18 protein-coding genes are annotated in these 18,717 nt (G+C 38.0%); 10 read left to right on the top strand and 8 right to left on the bottom strand.

Annotated features, from left to right (window positions below):
• Positions 1-170 precede the first annotated feature (170 nt).
• Together AC27GZ_RS08545 and AC27GZ_RS08550 are read left to right on the top strand one after the other, a co-directional pair.
• The gene (locus AC27GZ_RS08545) at positions 171-920 is read left to right on the top strand and encodes a substrate-binding periplasmic protein (RefSeq protein WP_487094545.1); all 750 of its coding nucleotides are present in this window, start codon (positions 171-173) and stop codon (positions 918-920) included.
• 653 nt (positions 921-1,573) lie between these two features.
• The gene (locus AC27GZ_RS08550) at positions 1,574-1,954 is read left to right on the top strand and encodes a SpoIIAA family protein (protein ID WP_487094546.1); all 381 of its coding nucleotides are present in this window, start codon (positions 1,574-1,576) and stop codon (positions 1,952-1,954) included.
• 385 nt (positions 1,955-2,339) lie between these two features.
• Here AC27GZ_RS08550 and AC27GZ_RS08555 read toward each other — a convergent pair whose 3' ends face one another.
• From AC27GZ_RS08555 to AC27GZ_RS08585, 7 genes are all read right to left on the bottom strand, one after another.
• Positions 2,340-4,118, bottom strand: coding sequence for an EAL domain-containing protein (locus AC27GZ_RS08555; RefSeq protein WP_487094547.1), 1,779 nt, complete (start codon positions 4,116-4,118; stop codon positions 2,340-2,342).
• 121 nt (positions 4,119-4,239) lie between these two features.
• Positions 4,240-5,097: a tryptophan synthase subunit alpha gene (gene trpA, locus AC27GZ_RS08560; RefSeq protein WP_487094548.1), complete on the bottom strand. Its 858-nt coding sequence runs from the start codon at positions 5,095-5,097 to the stop codon at positions 4,240-4,242.
• Positions 5,097-6,335: a tryptophan synthase subunit beta gene (gene trpB, locus AC27GZ_RS08565; RefSeq protein ID WP_487094549.1), complete on the bottom strand. Its 1,239-nt coding sequence runs from the start codon at positions 6,333-6,335 to the stop codon at positions 5,097-5,099. The genes trpA and trpB overlap by 1 nt, the downstream gene beginning before the upstream one ends.
• Positions 6,336-6,339: 4 nt before the next feature.
• Positions 6,340-7,764 carry a bifunctional indole-3-glycerol-phosphate synthase TrpC/phosphoribosylanthranilate isomerase TrpF gene (trpCF, locus tag AC27GZ_RS08570; RefSeq protein ID WP_487094550.1) on the bottom strand — a complete coding sequence of 475 codons (1,425 nt, stop codon included), beginning with the start codon at positions 7,762-7,764 and terminating at the stop codon, positions 6,340-6,342.
• Position 7,765: 1 nt separating this feature from the next.
• On the bottom strand, positions 7,766-8,782 hold the full coding sequence (gene trpD, locus AC27GZ_RS08575; RefSeq protein ID WP_487094551.1) for an anthranilate phosphoribosyltransferase: 1,017 nt from the start codon (positions 8,780-8,782) through the stop codon (positions 7,766-7,768).
• Positions 8,783-8,792: 10 nt separating this feature from the next.
• Complete coding sequence (locus AC27GZ_RS08580) at positions 8,793-9,428, bottom strand: aminodeoxychorismate/anthranilate synthase component II (protein ID WP_487094552.1); 636 nt, start codon at positions 9,426-9,428, stop codon at positions 8,793-8,795.
• Positions 9,428-11,056, bottom strand: a complete 1,629-nt coding sequence (locus AC27GZ_RS08585; protein ID WP_487094553.1) for an anthranilate synthase component 1 — start codon at positions 11,054-11,056, stop codon at positions 9,428-9,430. Before AC27GZ_RS08585 ends, AC27GZ_RS08580 begins: the two co-directional genes overlap by 1 nt.
• 382 nt (positions 11,057-11,438) lie before the next feature.
• Here AC27GZ_RS08585 and rnm point away from each other — a divergent pair, with 382 nt between their 5' ends.
• From rnm to rnd, 4 genes are all read left to right on the top strand, one after another.
• A complete protein-coding gene (gene rnm, locus AC27GZ_RS08590) occupies positions 11,439-12,344 on the top strand; it encodes an RNase RNM (RefSeq protein ID WP_487094554.1) in 906 nt (301 codons plus the stop codon).
• A 42-nt stretch (positions 12,345-12,386) separates the two neighbouring features.
• On the top strand, positions 12,387-13,007 hold the full coding sequence (locus AC27GZ_RS08595; protein ID WP_487094555.1) for an L-threonylcarbamoyladenylate synthase: 621 nt from the start codon (positions 12,387-12,389) through the stop codon (positions 13,005-13,007).
• A gap of 81 nt (positions 13,008-13,088) precedes the next feature.
• Entirely contained in the window at positions 13,089-14,153 is a 1,065-nt protein-coding gene (gene rluB, locus AC27GZ_RS08600) for a 23S rRNA pseudouridine(2605) synthase RluB (protein ID WP_487094556.1), read from the top strand.
• A gap of 61 nt (positions 14,154-14,214) precedes the next feature.
• Complete coding sequence (gene rnd, locus AC27GZ_RS08605; protein WP_487094557.1) at positions 14,215-15,363, top strand: ribonuclease D; 1,149 nt, start codon at positions 14,215-14,217, stop codon at positions 15,361-15,363.
• On the opposite strand, the gene AC27GZ_RS08610 is transcribed toward rnd, so the two are convergent.
• The gene (locus tag AC27GZ_RS08610; protein WP_487094558.1) at positions 15,353-15,763 is read right to left on the bottom strand and encodes a hypothetical protein; all 411 of its coding nucleotides are present in this window, start codon (positions 15,761-15,763) and stop codon (positions 15,353-15,355) included. The two genes, rnd and AC27GZ_RS08610, sit on opposite strands and share 11 nt — an antisense overlap.
• A gap of 115 nt (positions 15,764-15,878) precedes the next feature.
• Between AC27GZ_RS08610 and AC27GZ_RS08615 the strand changes: the two genes are divergently transcribed.
• The 4 genes from AC27GZ_RS08615 to AC27GZ_RS08630 are packed head-to-tail and all read left to right on the top strand — an operon-like array spanning position 15,879 to position 18,671.
• Positions 15,879-16,169 (top strand): YcgL domain-containing protein, encoded by a 291-nt coding sequence (locus AC27GZ_RS08615; protein ID WP_487094559.1) that lies wholly within the window; start codon positions 15,879-15,881, stop codon positions 16,167-16,169.
• A gap of 2 nt (positions 16,170-16,171) precedes the next feature.
• Positions 16,172-17,209 carry a lytic murein transglycosylase gene (locus AC27GZ_RS08620; RefSeq protein WP_487094560.1) on the top strand — a complete coding sequence of 346 codons (1,038 nt, stop codon included), beginning with the start codon at positions 16,172-16,174 and terminating at the stop codon, positions 17,207-17,209.
• 14 nt (positions 17,210-17,223) lie between these two features.
• Entirely contained in the window at positions 17,224-17,742 is a 519-nt protein-coding gene (locus AC27GZ_RS08625) for a YcgN family cysteine cluster protein (protein WP_487094561.1), read from the top strand.
• Positions 17,743-17,798: 56 nt separating this feature from the next.
• The gene (locus AC27GZ_RS08630; RefSeq protein ID WP_487094562.1) at positions 17,799-18,671 is read left to right on the top strand and encodes a DMT family transporter; all 873 of its coding nucleotides are present in this window, start codon (positions 17,799-17,801) and stop codon (positions 18,669-18,671) included.
• The last annotated feature ends 46 nt before the right edge of the window (positions 18,672-18,717 follow it).

Raw genomic sequence — 18,717 nt, forward strand, 5'->3', positions numbered from 1 at the left:
ATTAAGTAATAAAGATAATGTGTAAATTGAACTTTATTTAGTTTACTACTAGGGGATTGTTTGACTTTTTAACTCTTTAATAACTAAACTAGATCGTTTATCTGTTAAAATTTATGGTGTCAAAAATTAATTTACATGAATATAGTCAATTTAAAATGATGAATAACTTAATGAAATTAAAGTTTAATATTTTAACCTTTAATTTACTCATATTAATGTCAGGTTCTCTCTTAGCTGAAACTTTTACAGCACATTGTCGAAATTACCCACCTGAACTTTTTTATGAAGATGACAAATGTAAAGGGGTTTTACCTGAATTAGTGACTGATATTTTTTCAGACTTAGGGCACGATATTGAATGGTTAAATGTGCCTTGGATAAGGACATTGCGTGAAGCAGAACAAGGTAATGTAGATTTATTGATACGTCACTCAATGACACCTGAACGTGAGCTTTTTCTTTTGCCAATCCCTTACGCATATCGAGAAAGGAAACTTTCATTCTTTAAATCTCCGCAATTTAAAAAAAAGATTAAATCGTATGATGATTTTAAAGATATACACGTCGGGGGTATAAGAGGACTTTTCTATTCACATAGCTTCAAATCGGTAAAAGTGTCACGACTTACGTTAGTAGGTAAAACTGAACAATTATTAGGTATGTTAGAGTTAGGGCGTATTGACTTGGTTGTTACTTCACCTTCTCATAATATTGAATTGTTTAAAGCTAGGTTTGAGCAAGCAGAGTTTGTAGAGAGTTTTCTAAATCCTTTGTATATTAGCGTGCCCAAAAAGTCTAAAGCCGTTAAACTTTATAAAAATTTAGCTAAGCTTATTACTGAATACCGAGAAAGCGGTAAGCTTAATCAATATTTTGAACGTTATGGACTACCACAACCAATAAACTTACCTGACAAATAATATCTTTACCTATTTTCGCAAATAGCCAATCATCTTGTTTATTTGTAAGACATATCCTACATGCATGTAAGAAATAGTGATTGAAAATTGCATTACATAATTTTTTTTTATATTAACTTATTGTTTTTATTTGTAAATAATTTATTTTTACTTGTTTCATTTGTGTTACGAATTAAAAAAACTTTTAACATATGTTCGAAAAAAAATTTATACGTGTAATATTAATCATGTCAGGAAGACACAGAGCATGAAGCTCTTTGAAGGAGGCTAATGGATTTAGCTTAAGTGATAGGAATTCACTATAGGAATGCAAACACGGATGTGATCGATTAAGGATGATTGATTTAAGGAAGAAAGTGTCTAGGAGGCAAAAAAGGATAGTTAAAGGATTAACTTTTATGGATGAAATAAGGATATAACTAAGGATGACGAGTAAGGATTTACTCAAGAGGATTTCTTTAAGAAATAGCTAAGGACAGTATTTAAAGGATTAATGAGAACACTGAATATCGTGCAGGATGCACAAAGCTAGTTATGAAAATGCAGCTCTTAGAGCTGCATTTTTTTTTGCTTTTAGCCCTCTCTTGACTAACACTCTTATTTCACTTTAAATAAATTAGCAGAGTTTACTGTAGCTTTAAGAGGATAAGCAGATGACTATAGAAAGACATGGGCTGACAATTGGTATTGAACGCATAGAAGATAACGTTTATCTATCGTTAAAGGCGATAGGAAAATTAACGCATGAAGATTATCAAGTGATAACGCCAATGATTGATGCGGCAATGAAAGAGGCACCAAGCACTAAAATTAAAGCTTTTTTTGATGTCACTGAAATGCACGGTTGGGAGCTTAGAGCTGCTTGGGATGACTTTAAGTTAGGCATGAAGCACGGTAGTGAGTTTGAAAAGATCGCAATTTATGGTCATAAACACTGGCAAGAAATTATCGCTAATATCGGATCCTGGTTTATTTCTGGAGATGTTGAGTTTTTTGAAAACCATCAAAAAGCACTAGAATGGCTTAATGAATAGTCAATTTTCATGTTAACATTTTACAGTTCTCGATCATGATTACTTGGCTAAAAAACCTTTCAAAAAAACTACAACCTTATCGCAACATTGTTTATGCAACTGTGTTGATTCTAGTGGTTAACATGGTTTACCGTCTAGTATTTTTGACCTCTAGTCACCATTTTGACAATGTCATTACCATGTTTAGTTTGTTATTGTTGGCTTGGGTTTTACTGTTAAACTTTACCATACATGCATTTGTTGAAAGTAATACTAGTAGCAAAAATATATTTTTACTGACTAAAGTAAAAAGTATATTAGTGAAGTGGCTAGAGTACATATTGCTTGCAATGTTTTATGTGATGACGATAGCGACTATAGCCTTAACTTTTCGAATGTTAAAACTTTATGCTGCATGATAATTACCTTCGTCTTGCTGCTCATTTTCTTGAAGTAGACCTGTTTCTGCATTTCGTCTTCGACAAATAAATAAGTTATTACCTCTTTGCTTTTTGGCTTCAGATTTTGCCTTAGAAGCTAAATCGGCTATTTGATGGTAAGAACTAAAACTTATCGGATCTGGTTGAATAACTCCTATAGCCAAGCTAACTAAAGGATTAAATATTCTTTTCCCGTTTCTATCCATAGCATAATAACCTTGTTGCTCTTTATGCTCGTCACAAATAAAAGATAAGCTTTGTTGTGTAAAGTCTTGCAATATTCTTTGGCAAATATCTTCTACTTTATTATTTTTAAAAATAATAATGAAATCATCGCCACCAATATGACCAACAAAACAATACTTATTATTGGTGTTGAGCATAATACAGTTTGCTAATGCCTTAAGTAGTAAATCCCCTTTTGCATAACCATATATATCATTGAATGGCTTAAAGTGATTTAAGTCTAGGTATGCTAATTGAAACTCTCGTTGTTTAGTAAGCATATAGTCCACTTCTTTTTCTATAACAACATTACCTGGTAGGCCTGTTAGAGGGTTAGCATAACGTGCTTGTTCGAGCTTTTTATCGGTTATGCTTCTGAGGATATCTCTTGGTGATACAACGCCTAAGTATTTATCATTTTCAGTTATGATTGAAGGTTGAGTAAATTCATAGTTTGCTCTTGAAGTAAGTAATGCACTTACCTGCTCAAGTTGCATTGAGTGATCAATGATCATGGGCGTATTAGACAGAATATCTATTGCTGATTTCTTGGCATAAAGCGCTCTACCGTATATGTCAGAATAGGACTCCATTAAGTCATTGCGATAGATCATGCCGATTGGCTTCTCATTATTTAATACAGGTATTGCTTGCAAATGGATATGGTTGGTAAAAAGATCATAGGCGTCATTAACACTTTGATTATATTCTATGGTTATGGCTGAAGTGACAAGCTCTGCGACAGTGCCTAGTCGAGATTCTTTTTCAGTGTTTACATTGACTTCAAGTAAGGGGTAGCTTCGCGCAGGGTTTTCATTGGGTTTTGCTAAGAAAAAACCTTGGCTATAAACCATGCCTAACTCACGTAATAGCTCAAATTCTTCTTTGGTTTCAATTCCTTCAGCAATTATATAAGCATTAGAAATTCTCCCTAATTCGAAGAGAATTTTCAAAAACTCACGCTTCATTACATCTTTATCGCACTGATCAATAAAGTATCGGTCAATTTTAACGATATCCGGGCGGAGGTAGCTCCATTGTTTCAAGCCAGAGTAACCTGCACCTAAATCATCAATAGCGATATCAAAGCCAAACTGACGGTATTTATTTAGTGCTTTAAGGAGAATATCAGTTTCAGGGAAAGGGGATTTTTCACTTATTTCAATAACCACTTGTTGAGGTGATAAGCCCGCTTTTTCAATCAGTTTGATGGTCTCGCCATAAGGGTGATCTTTGGTCAGCATGACGCTTAAACAAATATTTATAAATAACTTACCGGTTAGATTTAATTCAACAAAACGGTTAATCGCATTTTCGCGACAGAGTAATTCAAGTTCGGAAAGTAAGTTGTACTCTTCGGCTTTTGCAAAGAGTGAGGCAGGAGAGTGGAGCTCTGAGTTTTTCGGGCCTCGGGTTAGTGCTTCATAACCAACGATAATTTCATGTTCTATATCAAAAATTGGCTGAAAGACTGTAGTTATTTGCTTATTTTTTATAATTTCCTGAATCGTTTCTTTCACAATGTTACCTCAAAATACATTATCAGCGTAACTTTAAGGTATTTATGTGATATTTTTATGACATAAATAATAATTACTAGCAACAAGCTTGAGTTGCTAGTAATTTATTGTTTTATATTGCTTATTTTGTCGCTGCTTTCATCTCAGTAACAAAATTAGCGAGCGCAGTTAGCATTTTATTGTCATCAGTTAAGTTATCTTCGATGATTTTGACTACCGCTGAGCCACTAATTGCGCCACTTGCGCCAAGAGTTAGTGCATCCTTGACTTGTTGTGGCGCAGAAATACCAAAACCTATTACTGGCGGTGCAGCTTTATATTCATTTAATGTACGAACAAGCGCTTGCGTTGGATTCAGTTGCTGTTGGTTTTGATGTGCTTTTTCATCAATAGCATCTACGCCAGTAACACCAGCCCGGCTAAGAACATAAGTGTAACCAAGGCTATATGAAGAAACTTTACGTAATGTTTCGTCACTGGCATTAGGTGGGGCGATAAATATAGGAGCAATTCCATGCTTTAACGCCGCTTCTCTAAACGGTCTACTTTCACGAATAGGTAGGTCAGCAATAAGTACAGAGTCAACGCCAACAGCAGCCATATCTTGGTAAAATTTATCAATGCCACGAGCAAAAACTAAGTTACCGTAAAGTAATAAACCAATTGGAATATTAGGTGCGTATTCACGTATTTTAGCTAGTATTTCGATACAAGTATCAGTGTTTATGCCTGAGTTAAGCGCTCTTAATCCCGCCATTTGTATAGTAACACCATCGGCACTTGGGTCAGAAAAAGGAATACCAAGCTCAAGGGCATCAGCACCTGAGTCAATCAGTGTTTTAATGATAGCTAACGACTGCTCAGCATTAGGGTCGCCAATAGTGACAAAAGGAATAAAAGCTTTTTCATTTTTAGCGGCTAAGGTTGAAAAAGCTTGTTGATAACGGTAGCCAGCTTGTTGTTGTGGTGCTTGTGTCATTATGCTTCTCCTCTATGTTTCACGCTGGACGAATTGGTACTTTGTTCTTCAGGGTGTAATACTGCGTGAACATGAGCGAGATCTTTATCGCCTCGACCTGATAAATTAACCAGATAAATAGTTTCTGTTGTTGCTGTTTCTGCCATTTTTAAAGCCTGAGCTAATGCATGGGAAGATTCTAAAGCTGGAATAATGCCTTCATTTTTTGCTAATGTTTGAAAGGCATCAAGTGCTTCATCATCGTTGATCGCAACATATTGAGCACGACCTGTTTCTTTTAAAAAGGCATGTTGAGGACCTACAGCAGGGTAATCAAGGCCAGCTGAAATAGAATAAGACTCTTCAATTTGGCCGTATTTATCTTGCATGATATAAGTGTAATTACCATGTAGCATACCCTTGCTACCAGCCACTAATGTTGCGCCATGCTGACTGGTATTAATACCTTTACCGCCTGCTTCAACACCAATAAGCTTAACGTCTTCATGCGGTATAAAGTCATTAAACATGCCTATAGCATTTGAGCCTCCACCAACTGCGGCAATTACATAGTCAGGCAGGCGACCTTCTTCTTCAAGCAACTGGACTTTTGCTTCTTCACCAATCATTTTTTGAAATTCCCTAACAATGGTTGGGAAAGGATGTGGGCCAGCAGCAGTGCCTAACAAATAGTGGGCATTTTCATAATTGGCAGACCAGTCGCGTAATGCTTCATTGACGGCATCTTTTAGCGTACCAGAGCCTGCTGTCACAGGAATAACTTCAGCACCCATGAGTTTCATTCGAAATACGTTGGGTTGTTGACGTTGACAGTCAACAGCACCCATATAAACTTTACACTTTAAGCCAAGCAGCGAACAGGCTATCGCTGTTGCAACGCCATGTTGTCCTGCACCCGTTTCTGCAATAATTTCAGTTTTACCCATACGTTTTGCAAGTAATGCTTGCCCTAACACTTGGTTAGTTTTATGGGCTCCACCATGTAATAAATCTTCACGTTTTAGGTAAATTTTCGCTAGCGGGTTTTTAACAATATTTCGACAACAGGTTAGTGGTGTTGGACGCCCTGCATATTTTGTCAATAAGTTATTAAATTCTGTTAAAAAGCTTTCATCGGTTTGAGAATCAATAAAAGCTTGCTCTAATTGCTCTAATGCTGGCACGAGTAGTTCGCCAACAAACATACCACCAAATTCACCGAAGTAAGCGGGCAATGTTTCATTAATTGTATTTTTCATCGTGTTAATAGTTCCTGATTTTTGCGAAAACTTGCGTCAGTTTCTCGCTAGATTTTATGCCTGGGCTAACCTCAACACCTGAGTTAAGGTCTAAACCAAACAAATCTAAATTAGTTAAATGTGTTAAGGCATCATTAATATTGTCATTATTGAGCCCACCTGCTAAGAGGCTTTTAGATAAGTCTTGCTCGCTATCGGCTAACAATCGCCAATCAAATGCTTGACCACTACCCGGTGATTTTCCGTCTACCACATGGTGACTAACTAGCTCATTTAATGGAGGTACATTTGTTTTTATGGCACTTGCTTTCCATATTTCACAATCATTAATGCCGTTTTTTTCAAGCTGTATCTTTAAATCAGCGATATAGGTTTCGTCTTCTTCCCCGTGAAGTTGTACCGCTGAAAGTTTCAAGGTTTTAACTAGTTCAACTATGTGAGTACGTTTATGATTCACAAACACACCTACATATTCTAGTTGAGGCTTATTTGGCTGTGCAGTAACGATCGCTTGAGCTTGTGATGCAGATACACACCGTGGTGATTTTTCGGCAAATATTAAACCACCATAGCGGGCACCTGACTTGGCAGCAATGCTAGCATCTTCAGGTGAGGTTAAGCCGCACACTTTGTTATTACCAAAGATGAGTTTTCTACAGGCTAAATCAATATCGTTATAAGCGTTATTGTCCATTGCCATTAAAGAGCTGCCCACTAAAAAACCGTCGACTGCGGGTGCTAATTCACGGACCTGCTCGTTAGTGTAAATCCCCGACTCAGAAATAATAATTCTGTCATCAGGTAGAGTAGGCGCAAAATCAAACGTACGGGCGATATCTGTACTTAAATCACGTAAATTACGGTTATTAATACCAATCATTTTAGCGTTCAATGCAATTGCACGGTCACGCTCTTCTGGTGTTGAAATCTCAGTTAATATCGCTAAATTATATTGCTCGGCGACAGCCGCTAACGTTAAGTATTCTTCATCAGAAAGCACACTAAGCATTAATAAAATAGCGTCAGCGCCATAATATCTGGCTAAATGCACTTGATAGGTATCAATAAAGAAATCTTTGTTAAGTACAGGGCAGGCTACGGTTTCGGTCACTAATTTTAAATAATCAAAATTTCCTTGGAAATATTTATCGTCGGTTAATACAGAAATGGCTGCGGCGTATTTGTCATAAGTTTGACAAATAGCCAGTACATCAAAGTCTGGTCTGATTAATCCCTTTGAGGGAGATGCTTTTTTACACTCTAAAATAAAGCCTGCTTCGGGCTTATCTTCTGTACGTGTAAGTGCAGCGTACATGTTTTTAGTGGTCGGTTTAAGCTCATCAATAAAACTATCTAAGGGTTTCGCTAATTTGAGCGCGTCTATTTCAATACGTTTATCAGCGACTATTTTTTCTAATATGTTTGCCATGTTAGCTATTTCCCTCATTAGATAAAGTGACAAGTTGACTCAATGTTTCCATGCCTTTACCACTTTTTAATACCTCACTAGCTAATTGTGCTGAAGCCTTTAAATCACTAGCTTTATCATGTAAATAAAGCAGAGCAGCACAATTAATAATAACAGCTGCGTTGTGGGCATCTTGACCTTCACCGGATAATATTGCCTTAATTATATTGGCATTTTCTTCGGGTGAGCCCCCTTTGATAGCGTCTAGCGTATAGGTTTTCAAACCAAAATCTTGAGGTGAAATAGTGCGCTCAATGAGTTGACCATCTTTAATTTCAATTACATGGGTATCACCGTGCAGTGCTATTTCATCTAAGCCGCTACCGTGAACCACCAATGCTCGTTGAACGCCGGTAAGTAATAAAGCCTCAGCTATAGGCTGTAGTAACTCTGGAGTGTAAACGCCAAGCAGCATAACTTTAGGAGAGGCTGGGTTTACTAATGGCCCTAATATATTGAATAAGGTGCGAACGCCCATGGCTTGTCGAACAGGGCCAGCATGCTTAAAGCCACTGTGATAAGCAGGCGCAAATAAAAAGCATAAGTTAGCTTTGTCTAAACAATTACTGGCAGTAGTAGGAGACATTGATAAATTAACACCGAAAGCTTCCAGTAAATCTGCAGAGCCAGACATGCTAGAGACACTACGATTACCATGTTTTGCCATTTTTAAACCGCATGCAGCGCTTAGTATGGCCGCGGTTGTTGAAATGTTAATTGTATTGGCACCATCGCCACCTGTACCTACGCAATCAGCGACGGGATAATCTTTTTCTGGGAAGTTAGTTGCCGCGCTTCTAATGGCAACTGCGGCACCAGCTATCTCAGTAGGTGTTTCGCCTTTCATTTTTAGTGCCGTTAGCACACTACCTAATAGTGCTGGCTCTACATTTCCGTTAAGTACTTGTGTAAAAAAATCTTCACTTTCTTGTTGAGTTAGGTTTTTGTTTTCAACTAATTTTGCTAAAGGGTTTGTCATGCTGTATTCCTTACGCCTTGGCTTTTAAGCGCGAGCTTAAAGCCAGTAAATAATCAAAACTTTGTGCCAATAGTGTGGCGCCAAATGTAGTTAAAATAGATTCAGGGTGAAATTGATAGGCTAAAACGGCATCAGTTTCACGACAAATTGCCATTGGCATATCGTTATACTCGGCAATTACATCAATAGTCTCAGGTACACTTGTTGCAACTAATGAATGGTAACGGGCAACAGGTAGTGGGTTTTGAATATTGATAAATGCGCCTTCACCACAGTGGTTTATAGGAGAAGATTTACCGTGAACTATGTCATCCGCTCTGCCAACGGTACCACCATAATGTTCGATAAGCGCTTGATGCCCTAGGCAAATACCTAACATAGGTATTTTTCCTGCGCATAATGCGATTAATGCCATTAAACAACCTGCATTTTGAGGTGCGCCAGGCCCGGGCGACAAGACTAAAATAATATCATCACCGGTTTGCTTAGAGTGCTCAAGCATTTTGTTGTAAATAAACTCTGCGTCAAGGGTGTTCCTATATACCGTTGGCTCAAAGCCTAAACATTGAAACTCATCAACAAGGTTATAGGTAAATGAATCAAGGTTGTCGAGCATAAATAGTTTAGTGTTTTGTGTTGCGGACATTATGCGGCTCCTTTATTTGAAGTCAGTACTGCATTAATGACGGCTTGTGCTTTTTGTCTGGTTTCGTCAGCCTCAGCTTGAGGGATTGAATCATAAACCACGCCAGCACCCGCTTGCACTTGAGCAATATTATCTTTAACAAACGCTGAGCGAATAACTATACAGGTGTCCATTTCGCCATCACCGGTGAAATAGCCCACAGCTCCACCATAACTGCCCCGACGTTTGCCTTCAATTTCACGAATAAGCGAAGTAGCTTTTACTTTGGGAGCACCCGATAGTGTTCCCATATTCATACAAGCTTGATAAGCGTGTAAAGCGTCTAGTTCTTCCAGTAGGCTTCCGCAAACACGAGATACTAAATGCATTACGTGCGAATATCGGTCAACTTTCAATAAGTCTGCAACATGGCGCGTGCCAGCTTTACATACGCGAGCAACATCATTTCGTGCTAAATCAACGAGCATAATATGCTCAGCGGATTCTTTTTTATCTTGTCGTAGTTCAAGTTCAATGCGGGAGTCAAGATCTAAGCATATTGAACCGTCTTTATTAAAGCCACGTGGGCGAGTTCCGGCAATTGGATATATTTCAACTTGGCGTTTGCCTTCTGGAGAGTTTTGTTGATATTTAATTGCGGATTCGGGTGATGCACCGAACATGCAAAAATCACTGTCTTGAATATAAAACATGTACGGACTTGGATTGCTAATTTTTAGTGCTTTATAAGCAGCAACACTGTCAACACAAGGAATTGAAAAGGTTCTTGAAGGGACTACTTGGAAAATATCACCAGCGCGAATATTTTCTTTTAATTGCTCTACATTTTGACAAAACTGCTCGTCACTGATGTCAACAGAAATAGTTTGGTTATCACATTGACTTATTTCATTGGCACTTGATAGGTGACTGATATGCTCTGGTGTTACTTCCGTTGCTAGTAACTCTTTAATTTCAGCCACACGTTCAGCAAGCTGTTGCTCAACAGCATGTTGAGATTCTTTGCTTTCATCACAAGAAAATATATTAGCGATTACTTCTGTAGTTTCTTCTTCATGATCGATAACTACTAGGCTTTCTGCTAGATAGTAGACAAAGTCAGGGCAAGTATTTTCACCCGATTTAACTTGAGGTAAATCTTCGCTGATACTGATCATATCAAAAGCGAATGCGCCGCCAAGAAAAACGGCGAAATGGTGATTGTCGCTGTTTTCCATATGCGTAAATAAACGCAGACTTTCAAATGGATTTATCGCCATTAACCTTGCTTTTTCATCTAGTTGTTGCGGAATATCAGCGAAGGTGGCTGTTAAGTGAGTTTTATCGTCTGAAAAAGTAAGTTGAGCGTGCTCTTGTAATTGCGACGCTGCAAATTTCAATGCTGATTGGCCGTTTAAGGTTAACGCAGTAAAAGTTACGGTATTAGCGTTACATACAATTTTTAAAGCAGCATCAGTTAACAATAAACTTTTCAGTAAATGCTTTTGATCTATTTCTGCTGACTCTAATAGCAGGTTATTTTGTTTATTGTGGCAAAGCAACTGATAAACACTTAAAGGGTCACGCTGATAATTAGTGTTATCCGTTAACGTACATACGGTTGCAGTATGTTGATTTAATTCTGTCATGATGTTCTTCTTTCTTTGGTTATTCTTTCAATAGGGTCATCCGGCATATATTGGCTGCAGCCACCAAAGAAACCAGGTTCTTGTTTTGTTCATTGTATTGTTCTCTATTGTTTAAAGGTAAAATCTAACGTCTTAAAATGCAGAAAACCCGCTTATTCTAGCGGGTTTTTGAAATTTGTTTTTGATCTGCTTTAGCTTTTTTATTGCTTTAGCGAGACACACGCAATTATCACAACCCACTTATTGTTGAGTTATGCCACCACCAACGAAGTTGGCTATGTGTTAAATTAAATTGCTTTGTCAGTATCATTATTTAGCTCTAATCAGTAAACTAGTAATACGAAATTCTAGTTTGTAAATATCCCCTATAGAAGACCTTATTATGGCGTTGCTGTCAACCACTGATTTTCCAAATTTTATTAAAAAAAATGACGGTTTTGCTCACGGTCGTATTGATTTACATTGTCATACAACATGCTCTGATGGCGGCTTGTCGCCGCAAACCTTGATAGATAGGGCGGTTAACTATCAAATAGATGTTTTAGCGATCACCGATCATGATACTGTCGCTGGTTTTGATATAGCCCAAGAGTATATATTGGAAAAAAATATTCCAATTAAACTGGTCTCAGGTATCGAAGTTTCAACCGCTTGGCAGGGATTTGAAATACACATTGTTGGCTTAAACTTTGATGTACAACATCCTGCGATTCAATCCTTAATTATTGAGCAACAAGATGCAAGAGAGCAAAGAGCAATTGCTATTGGTGATAAACTAGCTGCTAGTGGTTTTCCTGATGCTTACCAAGAAGCAAAAGCATTAGCGGGTGATGGCTCTATCACTCGTGCTCACTTTGCTAAAGTGTTATATCAACACGGGCACGTTACTACGTTACAAAAAGCCTTCGATAAATATTTAGGAAAAAAAGGCCGTGTTACACAGCGGGCTTATGTGAAGCCCAATTGGTGTAGCATAACGCAAGCAGTTGAGGCTATACATGCTGCAGGCGGTACTGCAGTCATGGCACATCCTGTTCGTTATGATTTATCTGGCAAGTGGTTAAGACGCTTAATTGTTCACTTTAAAGAAAACGGTGGCGATGCTTTAGAAGTTGTTTTACCACAAATGAATCCCCAACAAAGGCAAACAATGCTAAACTATTGTTTAGAATATGATTTGCATGCATCAACAGGATCTGATTTTCACCATCCTAATAAATGGTCAGATTTAGGGAAAAATTTAGTGTTACCTGATAACGCTAAACCAGTTTGGGCACTTTGGTCGTAAGACAATACTTTGACCGTAAGGTTATATTGATAGGAATATATCATGAGTCAGTTTTTTTATGTACACCCTGATAACCCGCAAGGGCGTTTGATGAAACAAGCCGTTGCCATAATCAATCAAGGTGGTGTGATTGTTTATCCAACTGATTCTGGCTATGCCCTCGGCTGTCATTTAGGCGATAAAAAAGCCTTAGATCGCATTTGTAAAATTAGAGAAATTAGTAAAGAGCACAATTTTACACTGGTTTGTCAAGATTTATCACAACTCTCTGAATATACTCGCGTGGATAATAGTGCTTACCGTTTATTAAAAGCGAATACACCTGGCGCCTATACTTTTATATTTAAAGGCAGTAAAGAAGTGCCTAAGCGTTTGCTTAACCCGAAAAAGAAAACGATTGGCATACGTGTACCCGACAATGCTATTTGCCAAGCCTTGTTGGCTGAACTGGCTGAGCCTATAATGTCTACTAGCTTGATCATGCCAGGTGAAAATATGGCTGAATATGATCCTGAACATATTCGAGAACTATTAGAGCACCAAGTTGATTTAATTATTAACGGTGGACATTTAGGGGAACACCCAACCACAGTGGTTGATTTTTCTAATGATGCTATAGAAGTTCTCCGAGTGGGTGAAGGTGATCCTGAGCCATTTCAGTAAGCGTATATTTACATCAATAATTGAAAAGAGTCAGAAGTAAGTTACTAGGGAAATACTACTGACGTAACTGAGAAAAATATCATGTCACAAGACAATAACAAAACAACTAACAAACGTGATGCTAAGGCGAATAAGCCTGCAGATAATAAATATGGCAGCCGTGGTGTAGCTAAAAAGTCGTCCGTAAAAAAGGGCTTAAGTAAAGCAGGGCAAGCAAAGGGCAAAAATAAGCAAGCCGTAGAAAAACCTGTCAAAGTAGACTTTCAAAAATCGACCATTAAAAATTCAGAAAAGCTTCAGAAAGTCTTGGCGAGAAGTGGTAAAGGTTCACGTCGTGAAATTGAAAGCATGATTAGTGCTGGTCGTGTTAGTGTAAACGGTAAAACGGCCTTTTTAGGTGATAGGGTTGATGGCAGTGAACAAATTCGTATTGATGGCCACCAAGTCAAATTAACCGCACAAGGTGAAGATATATGTCGTGTGTTAATGTACAACAAACCCGAAGGTGAAATGTGTACCCGAAAAGATCCTGAAGGTAGACCAACGGTTTTTGATAGGTTACCACCTTTAGAATCAGGTCGTTGGGTAGCTGTTGGTCGATTAGATATCAATACATCGGGCATGTTACTGTTCACTACCGATGGTGAGTTGGCTAATCGCTTGATGCATCCTTCACAAAAAGTCGAGCGTGAATATGCAGTACGTGTATTCGGTGACATTAATGAAGCCATGCTACAAACACTGCGTACTGGCGTGCAATTAGAAGATGGTCCGGCACGCTTTCAAAAGATTTCTTATCGTGGTGGTGAAGGGCGTAACCATTGGTTCCATGTGGTACTTTCAGAAGGGCGAAATCGAGAAGTACGTCGTTTATGGGAAAGCCAAGAAGTACAAGTTAGCCGCTTAATTCGGGTACGTTATGGTGATATGGATATGCAGCGCCAATTACCATTAGGTGGTTGGACTGAGCTTGGACTAAAAGATGTGAATTACTATCGAAAATTAGTTCAACTAAAACCCGAAACACAATCAAAAGTAAAAGTTGATGAAAAGGCGATGGACAATGCTAAAAGTCGCCGAATTCGTCGGTCAGTGAAAAAGCATCAACAACGTCATCAGCAAGCGACACGTCGTAGAAGAAAATAATTTGTAAAAGCTAGCGTGTGGCGAGCCATTTCCTTTAATCATTGGTAAAAGAAAAGTACTTATGCAGTATCAACTAATTGAAGATTTCAACAGTTTGAAGTCACTTTGTCAGCAGTTCAGTGAAGCAAGTGTATTAGCTGTTGATACTGAGTTTGTTCGCACACGCACTTTATACCCACGTTTAGGCTTATTACAAGTTTTTGATGGTAAGCAGCTGGCGTTAATTGATCCTATTGCTATTGAAGATTTATCGCCTTTTTGGCAGTTATTAACCAATGAACGTATTACTAAGGTATTACATGCCTGCTCAGAAGATTTAGAAGTATTTTTAACAAGCGCTCAATGTAAACCCGTTAACTTGATTGATAGCCAAATTATGATGTCATTTTTAGGGTATGGTTTGTCTATGGGCTATGCAGCCATGGTTGAACATTTTCTTGATATTAAGCTTGATAAATCTGAGTCACGAACGGATTGGACTAAAAGACCGTTGAGTGAAAAACAACTGAAGTACGCCAGCGCCGATGTTGAGTATTTATTTGCGATTTACCCAAAGTTAGTTTCCGCGATTAAACAGGCAGGTTGGCAGGAATACGCGAAGCAAGAAAGTGAACTTTTAGTTGAGCGTAAGTTTACCCCTATTGATGAAAGTCAGCTGTATCGTCAAATTAAACTGGCTTGGCGATTAAATGCTAAGCAATTAAATAGCTTAAAACACCTCACAATTTGGCGTTATCAGCAAGCGAAAAAGCGCGATTTACCCTTAGGGTTTGTGGTTAAAGAAAATACTCTAATGGCGGTGGCCCAAAATAACCCACAAAGCCTAACAGCGATGAATAAACTGGAAGGTGCAGAGGTGCTTGATATTCGCTATAAAGGCAAGGCGATGTTATCAGTATTAAAACAAGCGGGCTTGGATAATGAAGATAATTACCCTCAAAAAATACAGCGTTTAGATCAATATCCTGGCTATAAGCAAACTTATAAAAAAGTGAAAGACTTTATAGTAGCGGTGAGTGAAAAGCATGGCTTAACCGTTGAAAATTTAGCGTCGAAAAAACAAATTAATCAATTTTTGACATGGTTTTTTGATTTAAACCAAGCTAAAACGCTAAACGAGGGTACTAAGCCTGATGTATTGTTAGCATGGCGCAATGAATTATTTGGCCATGCTTTACAACATTTTGCAGAAAATGGTTTTAAAGACTAGCTAGGAATGTTTCTATTTCCTGTTTTAGTTCGTCGTTGTCAATATTCTCACTCGCTTTTGCTGATTTTTGTGCAAATTCAAGCGCCTTTTCTGGCTGTTCAAATTCTTGCTGTCTCTGGGCCATGGCTAAGTAAATAGAAGCGGTAAAAGCAGGAAGTTTGAGGTTTTCAGCACTCGTTAATGCGAGTTCATAAATATCCATGGCTAAATCGCCATCTTCGGTAAAGTCACCTAAAGCTTCCCACTGTAAAGGGTGATCTTTTGGCGTTCCTTGATTGGTGGCACACAGTTTTTGTAAGCTTTTACAAGCAACTTCTCTGGCTTCGTCATTACCTTGTGCGGATGCGTTAGCGATTTGCTGGCAAATGTCGAGAATTTCATCGTATAAAGGGGCTTTCATGAGGTTACCTAAAGTAATGTAATTTAATGTGTCATAGTATCGCATATTATAACTTGGGCATGATATATTAACGACTTAATTTCATTGAATCGAATTAACTTCATAGGTCTCCATTATGCTATGTGCTATCTATAAAAGTGCTAAAAAAGCACAAACTTACCTTTTTATTAAAACCCGAGATGATTTTTCTGCAGTACCTGAGCCGTTAATGGTGACATTTGGGACACCTACCTTAGTGACACTGACTAACCTTGCGACGAAAGAAAAGCTTGCGTTTGCTGATTTGAATAAAGTTAAAGCGAGCTTAGATGAGCAGGGGTTTTATCTGCAATTACCGCCACCTAAAGAAGATTTGTTAAAAGAGCACAAGGCGCAAATGGACAAACAAAAGCAACAGGGAGCGTAGAAATGAAATTTACTAAGATTGTCTTATTACCTCTAATAAGCATAGCGTTATTTATTTTTAATACTTTACAAGCGAAAGAACTTACTGAACAAGGTTTTCAGCTTTATGTGACAGAGTTAAAGCAAGAGGCGCTAACTCAAGGCTTTTCGCAAGCATTGATTGATGAGAGTTTCGCCAATGTTCAATTTCATAAACGTGCGGTTAAAGCGGATCGAAAACAACCTGAGAAGGTTGAAACTTTAGATACCTATTTGCCCAAACGAGTTCCCGCTTGGAAAGTGAAAAAAGCGCGTGATTTATATAAAGAGCATCAAGAATTGTTAGTAAAAATCGGTAACGAATATGGTGTTCAACCTAGATTTATAGTTGCGCTGTGGGGCTTAGAAACTAATTTTGGCAAGTTTACCGGTGGCTTTAATGTGGTTTCAGCGTTATCTACTCTTGCATATGAAGGTCGTCGCGAAGTCTTTTTTAAAAAACAGCTGTGGGCAGCATTAACAATTTTAGATGAAGGGCATATAAAAATAGAGGATATGAAAGGTTCATGGGCTGGAGCTATGGGTCAAAATCAATTTATGCCAACGTCTTTTTTAGCTTACGCTGTTGATGGCGATGGCGATGGTAAAAAAGATATTTGGCAAAACCAAGTGGATATTTTTGCTTCTATGGCGAATTATTTACAAAAAGAAGGCTGGAATGATGATTTAACCTGGGGACGTCAGGTGAAATTACCTGATGACTTTGATGTTTCTCTCGCAATCCCTAAAAATACGGGTAGCCGTAAAAATTGGTTGAAAGCTTGGAGTGAAAGTGAAAAAACGCTAGCACAGTGGCAGTCATTAGGTATTCGTCGTACTGACGGTACCAGTTTGCCAAACGTTGATATTAAAGCGGCTTTGGTTTTTCCAGACGATGAAAAAGGTCGTGCTTACTTAGCCTATGATAACTATAAAAGCTTAATGCATTGGAATTTATCTTATTATTTTGTCAGTTCTGTGGGGCATTTATCAGATCGCATCAAGTTCCCACCGATAAACTAATAAGTAAATATACTATGACAGAGCAAAATGACAAAACGCCTTTTTGGCAACGTAAAACGTTAGCGCAAATGTCTCGTCGCGAGTGGGAGTCATTATGTGATGGTTGTGCTAAATGTTGTTTGAATAAATTTATCGATGATGAAGACACTGATGAGCATGATGAATTACAGCCAACTGAGCACCTAAATGAAGGTGAACAAATTCATTATTCCAATATTGCTTGTCACTTATTAAATGAAAAAACTTGTCAATGTAGCCAATATGAAAAACGCACTCAGTTAGTGCCTGACTGTGTCAAGCTAACCCAAGATAACCTAGCTGATGTGTTTTTTATGCCACCTAGCTGTACTTATCGCCGTATACAAGAAGGGCGAGGAATACCATCTTGGCACCCGCTACTACATAAAGGCAAAAAATCAGCCATGCATAAAGCAGGTATGTCTATCCGTGGTAAAATTGTGAAAGATGATGATGTAGCCATTGAAGACTTTGAAGATTACATTGTGACTTGGCCACTGAATGATCTTGATTAAATAATTAATGACTCTTCTTTTATTGTACTGAATACCGTTATTTCTGAGTAACCCCCATGAAAGCTCAACAACAAAGTTTGTTATTTTTACATTGCTCGGTTTTATTATTTGGCGGTACCGCTTTGTTCTCGAAGCTTATCGGTTTACCTGCTTTAGATATTACTGTTTATCGAACAGCCGTTGCAGCGGTTGCTTTATTTGTTTTATTAACTTTGCAAAAGAAGCAAATTACTCTAGCAAGTGGTAAGGATTATGGCATCGCCATTGTACTTGGTGCTGTTGTCGGTATTCATTGGGTAACTTATTTTGCTGGTATGCAAATGGCTGGCATCACGATAGGTATTATCGCTTTTTTTACTTACCCTGTAATTACTGTTTTTTTAGAGCCGCTATTAAATCGAAGTAAATCACAAAGAAAACCGAAAGGTAAAGATATCTTTATTGCAGTCATGGTGCTTATTGGTATTTTCTTATTAATTCCTGAGGTTAGTTTAGGAAATCAGGTAACACTTGGCATAGTTACAGGAGTTATCTCAGGTCTTTTCTTTTCACTAAGAAATGTATTGCATAAAAATTACTTTAGCCATTATGGTGGCCCGCATACTATGTTATATCAAACCCTTGTGGCGTTTATAATGTTGGTATTGTTTGTGGAAGTACCATTAAATGAGGTTGAAAGTTTAGACTTGTTTTATATTGTTTTAGTAGGAGTGATATTTACAGCAATGCCACATGCTTTGTTTGCATCATCCTTACGACACCTATCAGCAACTACGGCTGGTTTGATTTCGTGTTTACAACCCTTGTATGGCAGTTTATTGGCATTTTTATTATTACATGAGCGTGTTAATTTAATGACACTCATCGGGGGAAGTATTGTAATAAGTGCGGCGCTGTTTGAGACTTGGTCAGTTAGTAGATCAAAATAGCTTATTTTTTAGGCGTTAGTTAGCAGTTAGCTAGTAAAGTTATAGT

The organism is Colwellia sp. SU-HH00943, from assembly GCF_057546125.1.

Bases quoted from the DNA above. Each gene is read 5' to 3' on its own strand.
- AC27GZ_RS08545 (WP_487094545.1), top strand. From the start codon at position 171: ATGAAATTAAAGTTTAATATTTTAACCTTTAATTTACTCATATTAATG.
- AC27GZ_RS08550 (WP_487094546.1), top strand. From the start codon at position 1,574: ATGACTATAGAAAGACATGGGCTGACAATTGGTATTGAACGCATAGAA.
- trpA (WP_487094548.1), bottom strand. From the start codon at position 5,097: ATGACACAAGCACCACAACAACAAGCTGGCTACCGTTATCAACAAGCT.
- trpB (WP_487094549.1), bottom strand. From the start codon at position 6,335: ATGAAAAATACAATTAATGAAACATTGCCCGCTTACTTCGGTGAATTT.
- trpCF (WP_487094550.1), bottom strand. From the start codon at position 7,764: ATGGCAAACATATTAGAAAAAATAGTCGCTGATAAACGTATTGAAATA.
- trpD (WP_487094551.1), bottom strand. From the start codon at position 8,782: ATGACAAACCCTTTAGCAAAATTAGTTGAAAACAAAAACCTAACTCAA.
- AC27GZ_RS08580 (WP_487094552.1), bottom strand. From the start codon at position 9,428: ATGTCCGCAACACAAAACACTAAACTATTTATGCTCGACAACCTTGAT.
- AC27GZ_RS08585 (WP_487094553.1), bottom strand. From the start codon at position 11,056: ATGACAGAATTAAATCAACATACTGCAACCGTATGTACGTTAACGGAT.
- rnm (WP_487094554.1), top strand. From the start codon at position 11,439: ATGGCGTTGCTGTCAACCACTGATTTTCCAAATTTTATTAAAAAAAAT.
- AC27GZ_RS08595 (WP_487094555.1), top strand. From the start codon at position 12,387: ATGAGTCAGTTTTTTTATGTACACCCTGATAACCCGCAAGGGCGTTTG.
- rluB (WP_487094556.1), top strand. From the start codon at position 13,089: ATGTCACAAGACAATAACAAAACAACTAACAAACGTGATGCTAAGGCG.
- rnd (WP_487094557.1), top strand. From the start codon at position 14,215: ATGCAGTATCAACTAATTGAAGATTTCAACAGTTTGAAGTCACTTTGT.
- AC27GZ_RS08610 (WP_487094558.1), bottom strand. From the start codon at position 15,763: ATGAAAGCCCCTTTATACGATGAAATTCTCGACATTTGCCAGCAAATC.
- AC27GZ_RS08615 (WP_487094559.1), top strand. From the start codon at position 15,879: ATGCTATGTGCTATCTATAAAAGTGCTAAAAAAGCACAAACTTACCTT.
- AC27GZ_RS08620 (WP_487094560.1), top strand. From the start codon at position 16,172: ATGAAATTTACTAAGATTGTCTTATTACCTCTAATAAGCATAGCGTTA.
- AC27GZ_RS08625 (WP_487094561.1), top strand. From the start codon at position 17,224: ATGACAGAGCAAAATGACAAAACGCCTTTTTGGCAACGTAAAACGTTA.
- AC27GZ_RS08630 (WP_487094562.1), top strand. From the start codon at position 17,799: ATGAAAGCTCAACAACAAAGTTTGTTATTTTTACATTGCTCGGTTTTA.